We start from the raw sequence: 19,586 nt of genomic DNA on the forward strand, positions 1-19,586 counted from the left end.
CGCCCCGAACATCCGGACCTTAGCTGTCCTTTTTGGCTTCGTCGTCGACTTCGGAGAATTCCGCGTCGACCACGTCGTCATCGCCTTCGGCATCCGCCTTGGCGTCGGCCTCGGCCGCTTCGGTCTGCTGGGCCGCATACATGGCCTCGCCGAGCTTCATGGCCGCCTGGACCAGTGCTTGCGTCTTCTGCTGGATGGCTTCCAGATCCTCGCCATCCTTGACCTCTTTCAGCTCGTTCAGCGCGGTCTCGATGGCTTCCTTGTCGGCAGCCGGGACCTTGTCGCCGAATTCCTCGAGCTGTTTTTCGGTCTGGTGGACCATGGCTTCGGCACCATTGCGGGCCTCGACCAGTTCCTTGCGCTTCTTGTCCGCGTCGGCATTCGCCTCGGCGTCCTTGACCATGTTGTCGATCTCGTCATCCGACAGACCACCGGAGGCCTGGATGCGGATCGCCTGTTCCTTGCCGGTCGCTTTGTCCTTGGCGGACACGTTGACGATACCGTTGGCGTCGATGTCGAAGGTCACTTCGATCTGCGGCAGGCCGCGCGGGGCCGGCGGGATGCCGACCAGGTCGAACTGACCCAGCAGCTTGTTGTCGGCTGCCATTTCGCGCTCACCCTGGGAAACCCGGATGGTCACGGCGGTCTGGTTGTCGTCCGCGGTCGAGAAAGTCTGCGACTTCTTGGTCGGGATCGTGGTGTTGCGCTCGATCAGGCGGGTGAAGACACCGCCCAGCGTTTCGATACCCAGCGAGAGCGGGGTCACGTCGAGCAGCAGGACGTCTTTCACATCACCCTGCAGAACGCCGGCCTGGATGGCGGCACCCATGGCCACCACTTCGTCCGGGTTCACACCCTTGTGCGGATCTTTGCCGAAGAAGCCTTTCACGGCTTCCTGCACCTTGGGCATGCGGGTCATGCCGCCGACCAGGACGATATCGTCAATGTCGGATGCGCTCAGGCCCGCATCCTTCAGGGCCTTCTTGCACGGCTCCAGCGTCCGCTTGACCAGGTCTTCGACCAGGGCTTCCAGCTTGGCGCGGGAGAGTTTGATGTTCAGGTGTTTGGGACCCGAGGCATCGGCCGTGATGAAGGGCAGGTTCACTTCATAGGAGGTGGCCGAGGAGAGTTCCTTCTTGGCCTTCTCGGCTTCTTCCTTCAGGCGCTGGAGAGCCAGCTTGTCGGCCTTCAGGTCAATGCCGTTTTCCTTTTTGAACTCGTCCGCGAGGTATTCGACGATACGCATGTCGAAGTCTTCACCGCCGAGGAAGGTGTCACCATTGGTGGCCTTCACCTCGAACACGCCATCACCGATTTCCAGGATGGAGACGTCGAACGTACCACCGCCGAGGTCGAACACGGCGATCGTCTTGTTCTCGCCCTTGTCCAGGCCATAGGCCAGGGCTGCAGCGGTCGGTTCATTGATGATGCGCAGGACTTCCAGACCGGCAATCTTGCCGGCGTCCTTGGTGGCCTGACGCTGGGCGTCGTCGAAATAGGCCGGAACCGTGATAACGGCTTTCTCGACCGTTTCGCCCAGATAGGATTCCGCGGTTTCCTTCATCTTCTGGAGGGTGAAGGCGGAAATTTCCGACGGGGCGTATTTCTTGTCGCGGCCCTTGACCCAGGCAGCATTGTTTTCCGACGGCACGATCGAATAGGGCACCATGTCGATGTCCTTCTTGACCGTCGGGTCGTCCATATTGCGGCCGATCAGGCGCTTGATGGCAAAAAACGTGTAGTCGGGGTTGGTGACGGCCTGGCGTTTCGCCGGCTGGCCGATCAGGCGCTCGCCGTCTTCCGTGAATGCGACGACGGACGGGGTGGTCCGGGCGCCTTCAGAGTTCTCGATGACCTTGGGCTGGCCGTTTTCCATCACAGCCACACACGAGTTGGTGGTACCCAGGTCGATGCCGATAACCTTGCTCATTGATCGTCTCTCCGTTTTTCCAAGCGGGACCGGATCTGCACAGACGGGCCTTTTGACAAAGCACCGCGTCTGCCGCCTTCCGTCCCCTTCGGGATCGTCATTGATAAAACCGGCGATGCCGCCGCCGGCGTGGTTCAGTGTTTGCAGGGAATAACCCCGCGCTTGGTAGGCGATTTAGGGAGGGGTGAGGGGCAACGCAAGGGCGGGTGCATATAACATGCAGATTCAGCTGCATCAGACCCGGTTTGAACCGGTTTTGGTGCCATGGAGCACCCGTTTTGCACATATTCCGGGTGGAAGCTGATGCCGGCCTGACCCATTCTTGATGCCATGCCAGCCCCTGTTTCACCCCCGTCCGGTTTCCGTTTCCTGCCCGGCTTTTTCGATCGCGCGGCCCAGATGTCCCTGATCGAAGCTGTCATGGCGACGACGCAAAGCGCGCCCTTCTGGCGTCCCTCCATGCCCCGGACCGGCCAGCCGCTATCGGTGAAGATGACGAATTTCGGCCCGCTGGGCTGGGTCACCGACAAGGCGAAGGGTTATCGCTATGAGCCCGCCCATCCGGAAACCGGAGCGGCCTGGCCGGACATGCCGCCCGCCTTGCTGGATTTGTGGCACAAGGTGTCGGATTACCCTGCCCCGCCGGAAGCCTGTCTGGTCAATTGGTACGGGCCGGACAGCAAGATGGGCTTGCACATCGACTGGGACGAGGAAGCCACGGATGCCGCAGTGGTCTCGATCTCGCTGGGCGACAAGGCCCGCTTCCGCATCGGTGGTCCGGAACGCAAGGGGCGGACCTCATCGCTGGTCCTGTCGTCCGGCGATGTCGTGGTTCTGGGGGGCGACGCAAGGCGTTGTTATCATGGCGTTGACCGGATCTATCCCTGCACTTCCACCCTCCTGCCACCGGAGGCCTTTCCCGGCGGTGGCCGCATCAATCTGACACTGCGGCGGGTGACGATTCCGGCAATGGGCACCTAGTCATTGGCTGTGGGAAGAACCGCCTCGAAAATGGCATTCATGTCAAAGCGATGTGAGAGATAGAGCTCGCGCCAGGCTGGGTCCGTCTGGTCGAGGATTTCCGCGTCCGCAGCGCCCATCCCGTAGAATACTTCACGCTGCCAGGCGGTCATGTTCATGCTTTCCAGACTGGCGATGAGCCGGTCTTCCTGGCCCTCGGCCAGATGAGCCAGTTCCGGCTGGCCGGCGGCCACCATCCGGGCCAGTTCCAGCTCCACCCAACGGGCCACGCCCTCCTTCCAGATCTGGAAGTCATAATAGCGCGCCTCTGCCGGGCTCAGACCGGCCCGAAAAGCCTGGCGGGCCTCGGCATAGGCGCGGGCCTCGGCGGCGAAATCCGCACTTCCGCGGGCTGCGAGGGTGCGCAAGGCCTGGTCCGCCAGGGCGCGGGCGGCCGGGGCGGCTGTCTCATAGGGGAAGGGATAGTTCAGCATCCACATGCCGGACGTGTCGCCCCCATCCAGGTCAAGGGCGAGGGTGGCGTCCCACTGCCCCGGCAGGCTGTCCTGGAACTGGTGCAGATGCTCGTGCAGCAGGGTCAGCATCCAGGCGTCCGGCGAGCGGCCCGTGGCTTCCGGTGTTCCGACCACCATGGTTGGTGTGCCTTCCACAGCTGGGAAGCTGGCCAGGAAGGCCGGATTGAACTGGCGTGCGCGGGTCTGCATCCGGCAGCCGGAAACCGGTGCGTCCTGGGGGTCGGAAAATCCGCCTGCCTGACGGTGATGGCACAGGAGAAATTCCTGCTCGTCCTTGATCAGAAGGATGGTGCCAGGTGCCGTGTCATAGCCCGGCCACAGCGCCGCACCCTGGTCTGCGATGATCTGGCGAGCCTGTTCGATCAGCGCGGCTTCCGCCGCAATATCCCCGGCCGGCTCTGCCGTTTGCAGGCTGGTCGCAACCATCAGCATGGGCAACATGGTGAAATCCCTCCTCTGTCCCGGTCCCGGTGTAGCGGGGCAGAGGCATTGCTGTGTTTACAGCGGCATGAAGCTTTGGACAGGCGGTTCAGCCCCAGAACCAGCGCGCCAGGGCGGCGAAGACACCCAGCGTGAAAACCGGGACCGTGACGGGGATGACTTTCAGCGCCCAGCTTTCCGGCAGGAAGAAAACATCACGCTCCCAGCCCTCCGTGCGCCCGGTCATGCGGCAGGCCAGGGTTTGCAGGATGCAGGTGCCCTTGTTGAGCAGAATGCCGATCAGCACAGCCATCGGCGCCACCATGGCCAGGGCCGCCCACAGGCCGCCATTTCCGGTCAGGGCATAGTGATAGAGCGGGATCAGCATGCCGACACACAGGATGACGATCAGCGTGTGGACCAGGCGCAGGGTGAAGAGAGCGGCGGCCATCTCAGACACGCGCCTCTGGATTATTGGCCGGGCGCGGCGGAATGGCGGGCAGGCTGGCCATGGGTACGGACCGTCCGTCACCCAGCACGATGCGAACATGATGCGGGCGCAATTCGCGCGGCTCGGCGACTCCGCAGGAATGCGCAATCATTTCCACATGCTGGCGGATCGTGCGGGCATATTCCGCGACCTTCTCCGCCTTGTCCCGGACCACCAGGCCGCGCTGCAGCCGCTTGTCATGCGTCGTGATCCCGGTCGGGCAAGTATTGCGATGACATTTGAGCGCCTGGATACAGCCCAGCGAGAACATGAAACCGCGGGCACACTGAATGAAGTCGGCACCGGCGGCGATGGCCCAGGCCGCATGACCGGGTATCAGGAGTTTGCCAGAGGCGATGATCCGGATCCGGTCCTTCAGCCCGTATTGGTCCCGCAGGGCAACCAGCATGGGCAGGGCTTCGCGCAGGGGCAGGCCGACATTGTCCATCAGCGCCATCGGTGCCGCCCCGGTGCCGCCATCCCCGCCATCGACGGTGATGAAATCGGGCGCGCAGTCGATACCCCGGCGAGTAACGGCCTCGAACAGATCGTCCAGGAAGGCCGGATCGCTGATCACACCTTTGAAGCCACAGGGTTTTCCGGTGATCTCCCGGATATGAACGATCATGTCCAGCAAGCCGTCTACAGTGTCGAATTCGGGATGCCGGTTGGGGGAAATGGAATCCCTTCCCGGCTCGATCCCGCGAATGGCGGCAATTTCCGGCGTTACCTTGGCACCCGGCAGGATGCCACCCTTGCCGGGTTTGGCGCCCTGGGCGAGCTTGAGCTCGAACATGCGAACCTGATCATGCTTGGCGATGGCGCGGAGTTTTTCGTCACTCAGTCCGCCGCTCTCATCGCGGACGCCGTATTTGGCGGTGCCGATCTGGAAAACGATGTCGCAGCCGCCTTCCAGATGCATGGGTGACAGACCACCCTCGCCCGTATTCATCCAGATGCCCGCCTTCGCGGCCCCGCGGGACAGCGCACGCACAGCCGGCTTGGACAGGGCGCCATAGCTCATGCCGGAAATGTTGAAGAAGGACGGCGCATCAAAAGGTTGCCGCGCACCGGCACCGATGCGCAGGGGCTGTGTCTCGGCGGCATGATCATCCAGGGGCGGGAAGGGATGGTTGAGGAAGATCGCCGTTCCGGGCTTGTCCATTGGCTTGGTGGAGCCGAAGGGAATAGTCCCGCCTTCGCCACGGGCTGCGCGGTAGACCCATTCCCGCTCAGCGCGGTTGAAAGGGAGTTCCTCGCGATCAAGCGCAAAAAAGTACTGGCGGAAGAATTCGCCCAGATGGCTGAACAGGTTCCGGAACCGGCCGACCAGCGGATAGTTGCGCCGGACCGTGTCCCGCGTCTGGCTGATATCGATGATGTAGAAAACCAGCGCGACCAGGGCGAGCGCCCCCAGTACCAGGATAAAGCCCTGGGTCAGGACGTTCATGGCTTGCATCGCCCAGTTCGGCAGCATGTGGTGTCTCCCCCGAATAAGGGGCCATCATGTCCGAGCTTGGCCGCTCTGGCGAGCCGGCTTTGCGGATCAGGCCTTCAGGTCGACATTGCCGCCCGCATCACCGGTCGGGCTGCCACCGGGTTGGCCAGCGGAGACAGCGACCATGGCGGCGCGAAGCGTGCGATCGCCGATCACGAAACCGGTTTGCATGACATTGGCGATCTTGCCGGAAGGCTGGTCGGACGGGATCTGGGCGACGGCCTGGTGACGGTTCGGGTCGAACACATCTCCGGGCGCCGGATCGATCATTTTCACGCCATGCCGCTCCATCTTGGAGAGCAGCGATTTCTCGGTCATGGCGATGCCCTCGACCAGGTTTCTCAAACCTTCGGAGGCAGTTTCCAGCTGTTCCGGATCCAGGGCAGCCAGGGCGCGGGAGAGGTTGTCCGCCACATCCAGCATGTCTTTGGCGAAATTCGACACGGAATAGACCCGGGCGTCCGAGATTTCCTTTTCGGCACGGCGGCGCGTGTTCTGGGCGTCGGCCAGGGCGCGCAGCTTGTCGTCGCGCAGCGTGTCGATCTCGGCGGTCAGCTCGGCGATCACCGCTTCGGGCGACGTGGCGTCTGCCTCGGTGGTGGCCTCTTCGGCTTCGGTTTCCGGCGTGATGTTTTCGTTCTCGCTCATGGTCTTCTTCACTCTCGTCGCGTGCCGTCCAGGATCTGGCCGACGACACGGGCTGTGTAATCGACCAGCGGAATAACACGGGCATAGTTCAAACGCGTGGGGCCAATTACACCCAGCGCGCCGATGATTTCCTGTTCCGAATTCATATAGGGAGCCACGATCACGCTTGAACCCGACAGGCTGAACAAGGGATTTTCCGCACCAATGAAGAGGCGGACGCCATCCCCGTCGCGCGCCTTGTCCAGAAGGGTGATCAGCTCTTCCTTGCGCTCGATATCCTCGAACAGCATGCGGATGCGTTCCAGATCACTCGCCGCATCCACGCTTTCCAGCAGACGGGCCTGGCCGCGCACGATCAGGGCGCGGTCATCCTTGCGGCCGGTCCAGTCGGCCAGCCCCTGCTTCACCAGGGTTTCTGCCGCTGTGTCGAGTTGGGCCCGGCGCTCGTCGATCTCCTGGGCGATGGCCTTTCGGGCCTCGTCCAGGCTGCGGCCCTTCAGGCGCGCGGAGAGGTAATTGCCCGCTTCCACCAGCGTGGCCGGGAACATGCCTTCCGGTGTCCGCATCAGCCGGTTTTCAACCGATCCATCCTCGAAGACGAGAATGCCGAGCACTTCCTGCGCTGAGAGCGGGACAAATTCGACATGGCGCAGCGGCGCTTCCCGCTTGGGCGTCACCACAAGCCCGGCTCCGCCCGCCAGCCCGCTAAGCAGGGAAGAGGCCTCCGACAGAAGGTCCTGTGTCGTGCGGCCGGAGCGCACCACCTTGCCCTCGATCGCCTTGCGTTCATCCGCACTCAGCTCGCCGACCTGCAACAGACCGTCCACGAAGAGGCGCAGACCGGCATGGGTCGGCATGCGTCCGGCGCTGGAATGGGGCGCGGTCAACAGGCCCAGCTGGGCCAGATCGGCCATCGTGTTCCGGATCGAGGCCGGGGACAGGGTGAGATTGCCGGCCTGGGACAGGGTTCGCGACCCGACCGGTTCGCCCGAGCGCAGATAGGCTTCCACGATCTCTCGGAAGATCGTGCGCATGCGGTCATCGAGGGCGGCCAGTGCCGATGCGTGCGGGGTCGGGCTCATATCCCTGAATTAGTCGTGCCCGGCACAAGGTTCAATTCCTATTGGCGCAGGCGTGTTTGTCGCCGGCGCTTGAAGCGGGCGGCGCATCCGTCTACCAGCCTAGACCAACAACAATCCGGAGAGACGATATGAGACCGATGGGACGGGCACGCGATGCGATGCGGGCTGTAACGCTGGAAGCGGGCGCTTCCCTGTATGCGGAAGGTTCCTGCCTGGCCCGGTTCGGCGGGACACATGTCCTGTGTACGGCCTCGATCGAGGAAAGCGTCCCGCCCTGGCTGCGCGGTGGCGGCAAGGGCTGGGTGACGGCGGAATACGGCATGCTGCCGCGCTCCACCCATACGCGTTCGCGCCGGGAGGCGGCGGCCGGCAAACAGTCCGGCCGCACCCAGGAAATCCAGCGCCTGATCGGCCGCTCCCTGCGCGCCGTGGTCGATCTGAAAGCCCTCGGTGAGCGCCAGATCACGATCGATTGTGACGTGCTGCAGGCTGATGGCGGCACGCGTACGGCCGCGATCACCGGCGCCTGGGTGGCGCTGAAACAGGCGACCAATTACCTCATCGAGGAAGGCGTGCTGAAAACCGATCCGGTCTATGGCCAGCTGGCCGCGATTTCCTGCGGCGTGATCGACGGGGAAACCCGGCTGGATCTGGAATATGAGGAAGATCGCCGCGCCGAAGCGGATGCGAATTTTGTGCTGACGGATAATGGCGGTATCGTTGAAATTCAGGCGACGGCCGAAGACAAGCCGATCCCGGAGAGCGATTTCACCGAATTGTTCTCGCTGGCCAAGGCCGGTGTTGCGGATCTGTGTGCCATGCAGATGGCGGCTCTGAAGGCCTGAGCCACGGACTGCGCCGGGCAACCGGCGAAGAAACAGACGGCGGGAGCGCGCTGGGGGGCTGAAAACGGCCCGCAAGGCTACTCTTGGGAAGGGGCGACCTTGCAGGCCCGCCCCCGCCGTCTGACCCGTCCGGTTTGACCCGGCCGGATTTCCTTTGGATCACCGCGCCTATTCGGCAGCGTCGCGATCCTCCTCATCCTCTTCATCGTCGAAACTCAGCAGATCGCCAGGTTGGCAGCCGAGTTCGCGGCAGAGCGCCTCCAGGGTGGAGAAGCGGACCGCTTTGGCCTTGCCCGTCTTGAGGATGGACAGATTGGCCATGGTGATGCCGACTCGGTCGCAGAGTTCCGTCAGCGACATGCGGCGCTCGAGGAGCATTCGGTCAAGGGTGACGCGGATGGGCATGGTCAGCGTCTCCCTAAATCGTCAGTTTTTGTTCTTGGCGCATTTTCGCACCTTCGCGGAAGACTTCCGCGAGTACCAGCAGGGCTGCCACCGCAAACCAGGCGCCCAGGTCGATATTCGCCGTCGCCGTCAGCTCCAGACCACCGATCACCGGCTGGTCGAGCATGGTCAATAGCATGGCCACAGCGCCCTGCGTGACGTGGCGCAGGATCTGATAGCCACCGATCGCCAGGGCGATCACCCGCAAATGCCCTGCATTTTCAGGCACAAAGGGGTCACCCGTAATCAGGGTGGCAAAAATCCGGCGCAGGCGGTCGATCACGATCATGAAGGCAATGATCTCCGCCACGAGGATGGGGAAGATCCAGCCATGATTGCGGATCAGCTGCAGCAATTCCGATATCGGGCCGGGCGAATAACCCAGCAAATCCATCACCAGCGTCGCTCCGGCCGCGAGAATGACCAGCGCCGCAAAGGCGAGTAACGCCCAGGCGATATACCAGACGATGTCGAGCACCACCTTGATGATGGAGGCTAGTGAGCCTTGGCCCAGTGTTTTCATGCCCGCCCCTTCCCGTTTCGCAGATGAGGCCTGTGAACGGCACTCCGTTCGTCAGGCCTCACCCGTCCTTAGCAATCATGCAGCAACCGGGGCAATTGCGTAGAACGCACCGGCGGCAACCGAAACCAGCAGCATCACATTGACCGCAATCGAAGCGACCGTGCGAAAGCTGGAATTGTTGGACCTGACCATTTCCTGTTTCCTTTCTCTTGTATCTGACCAATTCACGTTATCTGTCTTGCGTGTGGGACGGTGTCTCCCGTCCTTGTTGTTTATCGATAAACGGAATGATCCGGGGGCGCAAGCAAAAAATATCGTTTTTCGATATGAATTTTTCGAAAGGCGATAAGAAACCGGAGCGGATGAGGTCTATGAGCGAGCGCGAAACCTGGGTGTTGGCAAGCCATAATGCGGGTAAAATCAAAGAGTTGACGGCAATTCTGGCGCCTTTCGGCATTGCTCTGAAAAGCGCGGCTGAACTCGATTTGCCCGAGCCGGAGGAGACGGAATCCAGCTTTGAAGGCAATGCGGCGCTCAAGGCGAAGGCGGCCTGCGAGGCCACCGGCCTGGTCTGTCTGGCCGATGATTCCGGCCTCGCCGTGGATGCGCTGGACGGTGCGCCGGGCATTTATTCCGCGCGCTGGGCGGGTGAACCGCGCGATTTCCAGCGGGCCATGCAGCGCGTGCAGGACGAGCTGGGGGACAGCGCGGACCGGACGGCCCGTTTTGTCTGTGTGATTGCTCTCGCCCGGCCTGACGGTTCTGTGGCGCACTATCGGGGAGAGGTCGTGGGCGAGATCGTCTGGCCACCCCGGGGCGATGGCGGGTTCGGCTATGATCCGGTCTTCCAGCCGCAAGGCGAGACGCGGAGCTTCTCCCAGATGACCCCCGAAGAGAAACGGGCGCTCAGCCATCGCGGCCGGGCGCTGGACGCCATGATCCGGGCCGAGTTCAAGGCGTGACGGCCAGTCCTTCGGATACGGCACCGGCCGGTGGTGATCTCAGTGGGGCGCTGGGGCTCTATGTCCATTGGCCCTATTGCGCACGGATCTGTCCCTATTGCGATTTCAACGTCTACCGGCCGCGCAATGATGGTGAAGCCCTGCTGGAGGCCATTCTGCAGGACATGGCCGTCTGGCGGGAGCGCACTGGTCCGCGCCCGCTCGTGAGCCTGCATTTCGGCGGTGGCACGCCCTCCCTGATGACCCAGGCGAAGCTGTCCCGGGTGATCGAAACGGCGGACCGGCTCTGGGGCCTGGCGTCCGGCGCGGAGATCGGCCTGGAAGCCAATCCCAAGGACCAGGCGGGCTTTGCCGACATGGCCGCGGCCGGGATCAACCGTCTGTCCCTGGGCGTGCAGAGCTTTGATGATGAGGCCCTGGTCTCGCTGGGCCGGGATCATGATGCGAAAATGGGGCAGGCGTCCATTGATGCGGCCCAGTCCGCCTTTGCGCGGGTGTCTCTCGACCTGATCTATGCCCGGGCCGGGCAGTCCGCGACTGACTGGGAAGGTGAGCTGAGCATCGCCCTGGCCAGTGGTGTCGGCCATCTCTCCCCCTACCAGTTGACCATCGAACCCGCGACAGCCTTTGGCAAACGCGTGGAGCGCGGTGAGACGCTGGCGGTCAATGATGATGCAGGCGCTGATCTGTATGAACTGACCCAAAGCCTGTGCGAGGCGGCCGGATTTCCCGCCTATGAGATTTCCAATCATGCCCGCTCCGTGGCGGACCAGTCCGTCCATAACCGTCTCTACTGGGCGGGCGGTGACTGGATCGGCGTGGGACCGGGCGCGCATGGCCGGCTGGGCCGGGCCTCGGCCGGTGGCCGGATCAGCAGCGAGGCTTTGCGACGGCCGGACGCCTATGCAACCGGCCCCCAGCGGCATGAAGAGACAGGCTTGTCGGCGCATGAGGAAGCCGCCGAGCGCGTTCTCATGGGCCTGCGCGTGAGCGAAGGGCTCGATCGTCGTGTGCTGCGGGCGGCCACCGGGCTGGATGTGGACCTGTCAGGCCTCGAGCGCATGCAGGCCCAGGGCCTTGTCCGCACGCAGGGTGACCATGTGGCGCTGTCCGGCGATGGCCGGCTCCTGGCGGATGGTGTGTCCGGTGAACTGGTGCCCGATGAAGAGGCCTAGAAGGCTTCCGGCTCGAAGCTGAGCGGCGCCGGTTCGATCTCGCGCAGGCCGCGGGAGCGGATCTCATAGATCGCCAGACCGCGCTCGATCATTCCGTCCGCATGGAAGCGGAACAGCCCGTCTGCGCCCAGAAAACCCTGCTCTTCCTCTATGGCTTCGGTGGAAAAGCCCAGCTCGCCCCCGTCCAGATGCGCGGCCAGGGCCATGGCATCATAGGCCAGGCTGGCAATGCGGGAGGGTTCGGACCCGTAGGCGCTTTCATAGGCGGCCTCGAAATCGAGGCGTGCCGACTGGTCCGGGGCTGCGAACCAGCCGCCATGCAGGGCGGGCTCGCGCAGCAGGTCTGGATCATTCCACAGGCCCGTGCCCAGGAAACGCACGACCAGCGGGTCGACATTCTGCGAGATCAGCAGCGGACCCAGGGCGCGCAGACGCGTGCCGCCTTCCGGCAGGATCACGGCCTGGAAAGGCGCTTCCGGATCAGGAATCCATTCTGTCAGGCGCAGCTCGTCCGCCTCTTCCGGGGTCAGCGGTTCAAACACGCCTTCGGCCAGACGGGCCGAAGCACGGGCCATGGCTTCCACATCACCGGTATAGAAGGACTCCGCGGTGACGGTGCCCAGCGACAGGGCGGTCGTGTTCTGCAGCGCATTGTAGACGGCTTGGCCGTAACGGTCCTGCGGGCCCAGATAGGCGAAGCGTTCCACGCCCTGACGGGCGGTGTAATCGACAATGCGGGCGACTTCGATTTCCGGCGGGAAACTCATCAGATAAACGCCATCGCCGGCCACGCTGGTATCCGTAGTGAAAGCAATGACCGGGATGTCCGCCTGGCGGGCGACACCAGCAGCGGCCTGCACGGAGCCGGCAAAGAGCGGGCCGATGATGATATCCGCACCGTCTTCCGCCGCGGCCTGGGCGGCCGCGCGGGCGCCTTCCGGCGTGCCCTGCGTGTCTTTCGGGATCATCAGCAGATTGCCGCCAGCCCGTTCGAACAGGGCGAGTTCGGCGGCGCGCAGCAGGCGCAGCGCTTCACCGCGGGCACCAGAGTTTTCCGCGGAGAAGGGCAGGAGGACGGCCACGCGGGCAATGTCCCGGCCTTCCATGTGCGGCGGGATCAGGCCGGTTTCCAGCGACGGGGCCGGTTCTTCCGGTTCAGGTTCCGGCTCGGGCTGGGGCTCGATGACGGGTTGGGGAATGGGTTGTTGGGGTGGCGGCGGCGCGGGTGTGCTGCAGGCGGCGACGACCAGGCCGGTTGTGGCGATGACGGCGAGGAGGCGCGGGCGCGAGCTTTGTGCCATGGTGGCAAGACAAGCGGCGAAACGCGACGGAATGACAGACAGCATGACCGGAACACCCAGTGAAATTCAGGGCGAAGCTAGCCGCCACCGCGCTGCGGGGCAAGCACTCGCCCCCGGTCTTTATCTCGTTGCCACGCCAATCGGGAATTTGCGCGATATCACTCTGCGTGCCCTGGACGTGCTGGCTGCGGCTGACCGCGTGCTGGCCGAGGATACGCGGGTCACACGCCGCCTGCTGGATGCGCATGGCATCCGCGCGGAATTGCAGCCCTATCACGACCACAATGGCGAAAAGGTCCGGCCGGGCATTCTCGATGACCTCGCCGCCGGTGGGGTTATCGCCCTGGTGTCGGATGCGGGAACACCGCTGGTGTCCGATCCCGGATTCAAACTGGCGCGTGAAGCGATTGCCCGCGATGTAGACGTGATCGCCATTCCCGGCGCCTCCGCCGTGCTGACGGCGCTCTCCATTGCGGGTCTGCCGACGGATTGTTTCACCTTTGCGGGCTTTCCGCCGCAGAAGACCGGGGCGCGGGAAACCTGGCTGTCCGGCTTCGCCGACGTGCCCGGATCCCTGGTGATCTATGAGGGCAATTCCCGCCTGCCCGCCTCTCTCGCGTCCATGCTGAAAGTCCTCGGTGACCGGCCGGCGGCCGTTTGCCGGGAACTGACCAAGCTGCATGAGGAGGCCCGGCGCGGCACCCTGTCAGAGCTTGCCGCCCATTATGAGGAGGCCGGCTCGCCGCGCGGTGAAATCGTGATCGTGGTGGGACCCAAACAGGATCAGGGCTGGGATGAGGCGCGTATTGATGCCGCGCTCGGCGAGGCCATGACGCGCCTGCGGGTGAAGGATGCGGCCAGCGAAATTGCCGCCGAGTCCGGCTGGTCCCGGCGCGACGTCTATGCCCGCGCCCAAGCCCTCAAGGATGCGGCGGGGTGAGGGCGCGGCGCCAGGCTGCCGAGGCGTGGGGCCGGTGGGCCGAGCGTATCGTGATGGCGGTTCTGGTGCTCAAGGGATATCGCCTGCTTGATCATCGCGCCCGGACACCGGCTGGCGAGATCGATCTGGTGGCCCGGCGTGGCGAATATCTGGTCTTCATCGAGGTGAAGGCGCGCGCCGACCTCAAGGACGCGGAAGAAGCGCTGGGTTGGCAACAGCGGGAACGGATCATCCGGGCTGCCGGGCTTTGGCGGGCCCGCCATCGGGGTTTTTCCGATCTTCACATGCGTTATGACCTGTTTCTGGTCGCGCCCTGGCGCTGGCCGGTGCATCATCGCGCAGCCTGGGTCCCGGATGATCGCGCGATCAATCTGCTCTAGGGTGCGCAAGGTCGATTCGACAGGAGAGAGTTATGCTTCGTTGGCTACTGGTCCCGCTGGTGCTTGGACTGCTGGGCGCGTGTTCCACCGTGCTCGAGGAGCGCTCCATCGGACGGTCCTTCGATGACACGAACGCCTCGGTCGCGATCAAGTCGAACATGTTGCGCGCTGAGGGCTTTGCCCTCGATGGCGTGGATGTCGAGGTTACAGAAGGCATTGCCCTCCTGACCGGCCGGGTCCCGCGCGAGGATGATCGACGCATGGCGGAATGCCTGGCCTGGTCGTCCGTCGCTGTCCGCAATGTCGCCAATGATCTGGAAGTGGGCCCCGGCCAGGGTTTCCGGGACCGCACGCGGGATACCCAGATCACCACGCGCGTGAATGCGCGCCTGATCTCCGACCGCAATGTCCGCTCGATCAATTTCAACGTCGAGACCCGCAATGGTGTGGTCTATCTGCTCGGCGTCGCCCGCAATCGCGGTGAGCTGGACCGGGCCACCACCCATGCCTCCCTGGTGGATGGTGTGGAAGAAGTGATCTCCTATGTCCGGGTTGCCGGTGCAGACCCGAACCTGCCTGCCCGCGGTGAGCGCCGGGCGGCGGCATGTGCGGGTGAAGCCCTGCCAAGCCTTGATCCGGGCAATTCAGCCCCTAACTCCGGTCCGCAATTGCTGGGTGGTTCGGAGACAAATCAATGAGCTTGCGTGTAGCGGTCCAGATGGACCCGATCGAAACGGTCAATGTCGACGCCGACACGACCTTTGCCCTGATGGAAGAAGCGCAGGCTCGCGGTGCGGAACTCTTCGTCTACCAGCCCGATACGCTGGCCTGGCTGGAAGGCCGGGTTCTGGCGCGGGCACGCCCGGTCCGGGTGCGCCACGAGCAGGGCAATCATGCCGATCTGGGTGATCCGGTCATCCTGGACCTGGCGGAAGACGTCGATGTCGTCCTGATGCGTCAGGATCCGCCCTTCGACATGGCCTATCAGACGGCGGCCCACATCTTGGAATTCCTCAAGGGCAAGACCCTGGTGCTCAATGACCCGGCCTGGGTCCGGTCCAGCCCGGAAAAGATCATGCCGCTGCTTTTCCCGGACCTGATCCCGCCGACCCTGATCACACGGGATGTCGGTGCGCTGAAAGCCTTCCGGGACACGCATTCCGACATCATCATCAAACCGCTCTACGGCAATGGCGGGGCGGGCGTTTTCCGGCTCAAACCGGGTGACGGGAATTTTGCGTCCCTGCTGGAAATGTTCTTCGCCCAGTCGCGTGAACCGGTTGTGGCGCAGGCCTTCCTGCCGGCCGTCTCCAAGGGCGACAAGCGCGTCCTGATCATTGATGGCGAACCGGTCGGAGCGATCAATCGCGTGCCCCAGAAGGGTGAAACCCGTTCCAACATGCATGTCGGCGGCGTCGCCGAACCGTCCGAGCTGGATGAGGCCGATCTGGCCATCTGCAAGGCGATAGGGCCGATCCTGAAAGAGCGGGATCTCGTCCTGGTCGGGATTGATGTCATCGGCGGACGCATGACGGAGATCAATGTCACTTCGCCGACCGGGGTGCAGGAGCTCAAGCGCTTCTCCGGCGTCGATACGTGCGCGATCTTCTGGGACTGCGTCGAGGCCCGTCTCGCGGCCTGAAGCGAATACACGCTTGACGTGTTGTTCTAATTCGTTCCATATTTGTTCCCGATTTGGACTTCGGGATGGTTAAGCCTGTGGAAAACCTAATGTTGATGGAAGGTTAGCGATTTCTTAATGAGATCGCGCCCGCCATTTGGCAGACGGTCGTTTCCTGCCACAACAGACCCGGAGCATGTTTGCAATATCCGGTATGGCAGGGAAATCCATGGCCGCACGCACAACCTCCGTCGCCTTTGAAGGGGCAGAAGCCCGCCGTGTGGACGTACAAGTCCAGATTGCAGGGGGTGCCAATCCGATATTTTCCGTCGTCGGTCTGGGCGACAAGGCGGTCAATGAAAGCCGGGAACGGGTGCGCGCGGCCTTCTCGGCCATCGGTCTCTCCCTGCCGTCCAAACGCCTGATCGTGAACCTCGCCCCGGCCGACCGGCCCAAGGAGGGCGCACATTTCGACCTGCCGATCGCGATCGGTGTCCTGGCCGAGCTGGGCGTGCTGCCCAAGGATGCCGCGGAGGAACATCTTGTCTTCGGGGAATTGGGGGCCGATGCGCGGATCCGTCCGGCCCCCGGCGCTTTGCCGGCGGCGGTTGCCGCCAATGCGGCTGGCCTGTCCCTGATCTGCCCGGAAGCCAGCGGGCCGGAAGCGGCCTGGGCGGGGGGTGATCTGCCCATTCTGGCACCGGCGACCCTGATCCAGCTGATCAATCACTTCAAGGGTAGCCAGGTCCTGGCCCGGCCGGCGCCCGGTGAACTCGTGGAGCCGGAAGGTCAGCCGGATTTGCGACAGGTGAAAGGCCAGGAGAGCGCCAAGCGGGCCGTCGAGATCGCGGCGGCGGGCCATCATAATCTTTTGATGGTCGGGCCGCCCGGTTCCGGCAAATCCATGCTGGCCGAGCGCCTGCCCGGCCTTCTGCCGCCCCTGGCTCCGGCGGAGCTCCTCGACGTCTCCATGATCCATTCGGTAGCGGGCCTGCTGGAGCGCGGCTGTCTGACCCGCACGCGCCCCTTCCGGTCACCGCACCATTCCGCCTCCATGGCGGCCATGGTGGGTGGCGGGACACGGGCCCGTCCGGGCGAGGCGTCCCTGGCCCATCACGGTGTTCTGTTTCTGGATGAATTGCCCGAATTCCATCCGCAAGTGCTCGACAGTCTGCGCCAACCGCTGGAGACGGGTTCGATCACCGTCGCCCGTGCCAACGCCCATGTCAGCTATCCGGCTCGTTTCCAGCTGATCGCCGCGATGAATCCCTGCCGCTGCGGGGGTGGCGGCATGGACGGCCAGACCTGCCGTCGCGGTCCGCGCTGTGCCTCGGACTATCAGGCGCGCATTTCCGGACCGATGCTCGACCGGATCGATCTGCAAATCCACGTACCGCCGGTCACCCCCGCCGATCTGGCCCTGCCGCCGCCGGTCGAGGGCACGGCTGAGGTCGCTTCGCGCGTTGCGGCAGCCCGCGAGGAACAGGTCCGGCGCGGCTATCTCAACGCCCACTTGCCCACCGATCTGCTCGACCATGTCGCAGCGCCCGACCGGGCCGGAGACGCTCTGCTCAATGAGGCGGCCCTCTCCCATAATCTCACCGCCCGCTCCTATCACCGCATATTGCGGGTCGCCCGCACGATTGCAGACCTGGAGGGGCAGGATGCGGTGCGCCGCATCCATATCGCGGAAGCCCTCGCCAGCCGCCGCGGACTCGCCATCGCCAACCAGCAATCTGCAAGCGCGGTGTCTGCGGGTTGAGACGCACCGGCCATCCGGATGAAATCCGTGTGGGGTCAGGCGCTTGAGTGGCTTGGACAGGGTTGTGCCCACCCGAGCGAAAACGACGCTTCGTTAACAGCTCTCTGCTAGACAAATCCCTGACATGTCACGCGATGATCAGGATAACCGCCCGAAGGGCGATGGCGACCGGCCACAGACCGCATCCGCTTCGGACCGAGCGGGGCCCGTCTTCCTGCATCCGCGCGGCGAGGCGCCCCAGCGTCTGGACGATATCCTGCTGACAGCCCTGGATGCCACGGGCGAGCTTATCCTAGTGCGCGGTTTCGGTGGCCGCGTCCTCTACGTCAATGCCGCCTTCCTGAAAGCCTTTGGCGGTGAACGCGGCGACTGGATCGGGCGCTGGTTCTCGGTGGCCCCGCCGGTCAGTGACGCGGAGTCCCGGCGCTATGAAATGCTGATGCGGACCCGGTCCGGCCCGCTCTGGATTGAATGGGATGAGCGTCTCCTGCCCGATGAGGCCGGCGTGATCTCGGTTGGCCGGGACGTGACCCATCGCCGCGAGGCCCATGAGGACATGGAAGCTTCCCAGAAAGCCAAATCGCTGTTCTTCGCCGCTGTGACGCATGAATTGCGCACGCCCCTGGCCGGAACGCTGGGTGTGGCCCGCCTCCTGGATGCGACCCCGCTCCGCCCGGACCAGGCGGATTATGTCCGCTCGATTGCCCTCTCGGCCGAGCACGCCCTGGCCATGGTGGATGATATTCTCGACCTCTCCCGCCTCGAGGCCGGCAAGCTGGATTTGCGCCCCGAGGAGCTGGATGTGACCGAGCTCGTCCGCGACACGGTGGAGCTCGCTGCGCCCCGGGCCCAGGAAAAGGGTCTCGAGATCGGCGTGGTCTGTGCCGAAGGCGCACCGCAGCGCATTTTGGGCGATGCGGCCCGGATCAAGCAGATCCTGTTCAACCTGATCGGCAATGCCGTGAAATTCACGGCCTCCGGCGGGGTGCGCGTCGACATCGCGAATGCGCCCGATGCCGAAGGAAAGCCTCGCCTGGCCCTGTCGGTCAGCGATACCGGGCCGGGCATTTCCGAGGCAGACCAGGAAAACCTGTTCGAACATTTCGAGCGCGGTGCGGCCGAGCGCAATGGATCGGAAAGCGGGGCCGGGCTGGGTCTGGCCATGGTTCGGCGTCTGGTTGAAGCCATGGATTCCCAGATGGGCGTGGAAAGCCGCCTCGGCGAAGGCGCCAAATTCTGGGTCGTGTTCGAACTGCCGGTGCTGGAGCAGGTCGCCGACCGCCCGCTCGAGGGGCGCGCGCTCGCGATTGCCGCGCATTCCCGCGTGCTGCAGATCAGTCTGCGCGACCAGCTGCAGGCGCTGGGGGCGAGCATCCACCTGGTCACGCCGGAAACCCCGGCCGATGACCTCAAGGGCTGTGACCTTCTGCTTGATGCCAGCTGGACCGGGCCGGATCTCGCGGCTTCAGCCCGGCGCGTCTGGCATCTTGTGACCCCGGCCGAAAAGAACCAGGTCCTGACCGACCGGGCCGGCGCAGACGATGGCTGGTTCGTCAAACCGGTCCGCGCCGCCACCCTGGCCCAGCATCTCGCCCCGGCCGGATCGCCGGTGGACAAGAAAGCTCCGGCGCCCGTGCGTCGCCCGGCCTTCCAGCCGGACGTGTCCGATCTGTGCCTCCTGGTCGCCGAGGATGACCCGGTCAATGCGCTGATCGCCCGCAAATCCCTGGAAAATCTGGGCATCACGGTCACGCTCGTCACCGATGGCGAAAGCGCCCTGGAAGCGCTCGCCGTGCAGGAATTCGATGCCGCCCTGCTGGATCAGCGCATGCCCGGCCTGGACGGCCCCGATGTGGCCCGCGAAGCCCGCCGCCGCGGTCAGCGCCTGCCGCTCATCGCACTGACGGCCAATGCATCGGAAGCTGACCGCAAGCTTTGCCTGGAGGCGGGCATGGATGAATTCCTCTCCAAACCCCTCGACCCGGACCGGCTAACCCAAATTCTCCTTAACTTGTGCCGCACCGAAAACCGCGCCAGCATGGGCTGATCCGTCAGTCTTCTGACATCAC

At 64.1% G+C, this 19,586-nt stretch carries 19 protein-coding genes; 10 read left to right on the forward strand and 9 right to left on the reverse strand.

Features of this window, described 5'->3' with window-relative positions; translation table 11 throughout:
• Positions 1 to 19: 19 nt before the first annotated feature.
• The gene (gene dnaK / locus I0K07_RS02730; protein WP_203291131.1) at positions 20 to 1,930 is read right to left on the reverse strand and encodes a molecular chaperone DnaK; all 1,911 of its coding nucleotides are present in this window, start codon (positions 1,928 to 1,930) and stop codon (positions 20 to 22) included.
• 330 nt (positions 1,931 to 2,260) lie between these two features.
• Here dnaK and I0K07_RS02735 point away from each other — a divergent pair, with 330 nt between their 5' ends.
• Positions 2,261 to 2,911, forward strand: a complete 651-nt coding sequence (locus I0K07_RS02735; protein ID WP_203291132.1) for an alpha-ketoglutarate-dependent dioxygenase AlkB — start codon at positions 2,261 to 2,263, stop codon at positions 2,909 to 2,911.
• Here the strand turns inward: I0K07_RS02735 and I0K07_RS02740 are convergent.
• The 5 genes from I0K07_RS02740 to hrcA all read right to left on the reverse strand — a co-directional run bounded on the left by I0K07_RS02740 (position 2,908) and on the right by hrcA (position 7,564).
• Entirely contained in the window at positions 2,908 to 3,867 is a 960-nt protein-coding gene (locus I0K07_RS02740; protein WP_203291133.1) for a hypothetical protein, read from the reverse strand. The genes I0K07_RS02735 and I0K07_RS02740 overlap by 4 nt on opposite strands.
• An 88-nt stretch (positions 3,868 to 3,955) precedes the next feature.
• A complete protein-coding gene (locus I0K07_RS02745) occupies positions 3,956 to 4,297 on the reverse strand; it encodes a hypothetical protein (protein ID WP_203291134.1) in 342 nt (113 codons plus the stop codon).
• A 1-nt stretch (position 4,298) separates the two neighbouring features.
• Positions 4,299 to 5,813 (reverse strand): FMN-binding glutamate synthase family protein, encoded by a 1,515-nt coding sequence (locus I0K07_RS02750; RefSeq protein ID WP_203291135.1) that lies wholly within the window; start codon positions 5,811 to 5,813, stop codon positions 4,299 to 4,301.
• A gap of 69 nt (positions 5,814 to 5,882) precedes the next feature.
• Complete coding sequence (gene grpE / locus I0K07_RS02755; RefSeq protein ID WP_203291136.1) at positions 5,883 to 6,482, reverse strand: nucleotide exchange factor GrpE; 600 nt, start codon at positions 6,480 to 6,482, stop codon at positions 5,883 to 5,885.
• Between the two features lie 8 nt (positions 6,483 to 6,490).
• Entirely contained in the window at positions 6,491 to 7,564 is a 1,074-nt protein-coding gene (gene hrcA, locus I0K07_RS02760) for a heat-inducible transcriptional repressor HrcA (protein ID WP_203291137.1), read from the reverse strand.
• A gap of 128 nt (positions 7,565 to 7,692) precedes the next feature.
• Between hrcA and rph the strand changes: the two genes are divergently transcribed.
• Positions 7,693 to 8,409, forward strand: a complete 717-nt coding sequence (gene rph, locus I0K07_RS02765; protein ID WP_203291138.1) for a ribonuclease PH — start codon at positions 7,693 to 7,695, stop codon at positions 8,407 to 8,409.
• A 168-nt stretch (positions 8,410 to 8,577) separates the two neighbouring features.
• Here the strand turns inward: rph and I0K07_RS02770 are convergent, their stop codons facing one another.
• Positions 8,578 to 8,814, reverse strand: a complete 237-nt coding sequence (locus I0K07_RS02770; protein WP_203291139.1) for a helix-turn-helix domain-containing protein — start codon at positions 8,812 to 8,814, stop codon at positions 8,578 to 8,580.
• Positions 8,815 to 8,827: 13 nt separating this feature from the next.
• On the reverse strand, positions 8,828 to 9,376 hold the full coding sequence (locus I0K07_RS02775) for a DUF2975 domain-containing protein (RefSeq protein WP_203291140.1): 549 nt from the start codon (positions 9,374 to 9,376) through the stop codon (positions 8,828 to 8,830).
• A gap of 362 nt (positions 9,377 to 9,738) precedes the next feature.
• Here I0K07_RS02775 and rdgB point away from each other — a divergent pair, with 362 nt between their 5' ends.
• Positions 9,739 to 10,338 (forward strand): RdgB/HAM1 family non-canonical purine NTP pyrophosphatase, encoded by a 600-nt coding sequence (rdgB, locus tag I0K07_RS02780; protein ID WP_420828472.1) that lies wholly within the window; start codon positions 9,739 to 9,741, stop codon positions 10,336 to 10,338.
• The gene (gene hemW / locus I0K07_RS02785; protein ID WP_203291142.1) at positions 10,335 to 11,513 is read left to right on the forward strand and encodes a radical SAM family heme chaperone HemW; all 1,179 of its coding nucleotides are present in this window, start codon (positions 10,335 to 10,337) and stop codon (positions 11,511 to 11,513) included. The genes rdgB and hemW overlap by 4 nt, the downstream gene beginning before the upstream one ends.
• Here hemW and I0K07_RS02790 read toward each other — a convergent pair.
• On the reverse strand, positions 11,510 to 12,859 hold the full coding sequence (locus tag I0K07_RS02790; protein ID WP_203291143.1) for a penicillin-binding protein activator: 1,350 nt from the start codon (positions 12,857 to 12,859) through the stop codon (positions 11,510 to 11,512). The two genes, hemW and I0K07_RS02790, sit on opposite strands and share 4 nt — an antisense overlap.
• Here I0K07_RS02790 and rsmI point away from each other — a divergent pair.
• The 6 genes from rsmI (at position 12,858) to I0K07_RS02820 (ending at position 19,564) form a co-directional block, all read left to right on the forward strand.
• The gene (gene rsmI / locus I0K07_RS02795; protein ID WP_203291144.1) at positions 12,858 to 13,754 is read left to right on the forward strand and encodes a 16S rRNA (cytidine(1402)-2'-O)-methyltransferase; all 897 of its coding nucleotides are present in this window, start codon (positions 12,858 to 12,860) and stop codon (positions 13,752 to 13,754) included. The genes I0K07_RS02790 and rsmI overlap by 2 nt on opposite strands.
• Positions 13,751 to 14,134, forward strand: a complete 384-nt coding sequence (locus I0K07_RS02800; RefSeq protein WP_203291145.1) for a YraN family protein — start codon at positions 13,751 to 13,753, stop codon at positions 14,132 to 14,134. Before rsmI ends, I0K07_RS02800 begins: the two co-directional genes overlap by 4 nt.
• A gap of 32 nt (positions 14,135 to 14,166) precedes the next feature.
• Positions 14,167 to 14,832, forward strand: a complete 666-nt coding sequence (locus I0K07_RS02805) for a BON domain-containing protein (RefSeq protein ID WP_203291146.1) — start codon at positions 14,167 to 14,169, stop codon at positions 14,830 to 14,832.
• Positions 14,829 to 15,776 (forward strand): glutathione synthase, encoded by a 948-nt coding sequence (gene gshB, locus I0K07_RS02810; RefSeq protein ID WP_203291147.1) that lies wholly within the window; start codon positions 14,829 to 14,831, stop codon positions 15,774 to 15,776. Before I0K07_RS02805 ends, gshB begins: the two co-directional genes overlap by 4 nt.
• A 208-nt stretch (positions 15,777 to 15,984) precedes the next feature.
• Positions 15,985 to 17,517 carry a YifB family Mg chelatase-like AAA ATPase gene (locus tag I0K07_RS02815; RefSeq protein ID WP_203291148.1) on the forward strand — a complete coding sequence of 511 codons (1,533 nt, stop codon included), beginning with the start codon at positions 15,985 to 15,987 and terminating at the stop codon, positions 17,515 to 17,517.
• Between the two features lie 124 nt (positions 17,518 to 17,641).
• A complete protein-coding gene (locus tag I0K07_RS02820; RefSeq protein ID WP_203291149.1) occupies positions 17,642 to 19,564 on the forward strand; it encodes an ATP-binding protein in 1,923 nt (640 codons plus the stop codon).
• Positions 19,565 to 19,586 lie beyond the last annotated feature (22 nt).

It is taken from the genome of Maricaulis parjimensis, assembly GCF_016817355.1.
Taxonomy (GTDB): domain Bacteria; phylum Pseudomonadota; class Alphaproteobacteria; order Caulobacterales; family Maricaulaceae; genus Maricaulis; species Maricaulis parjimensis.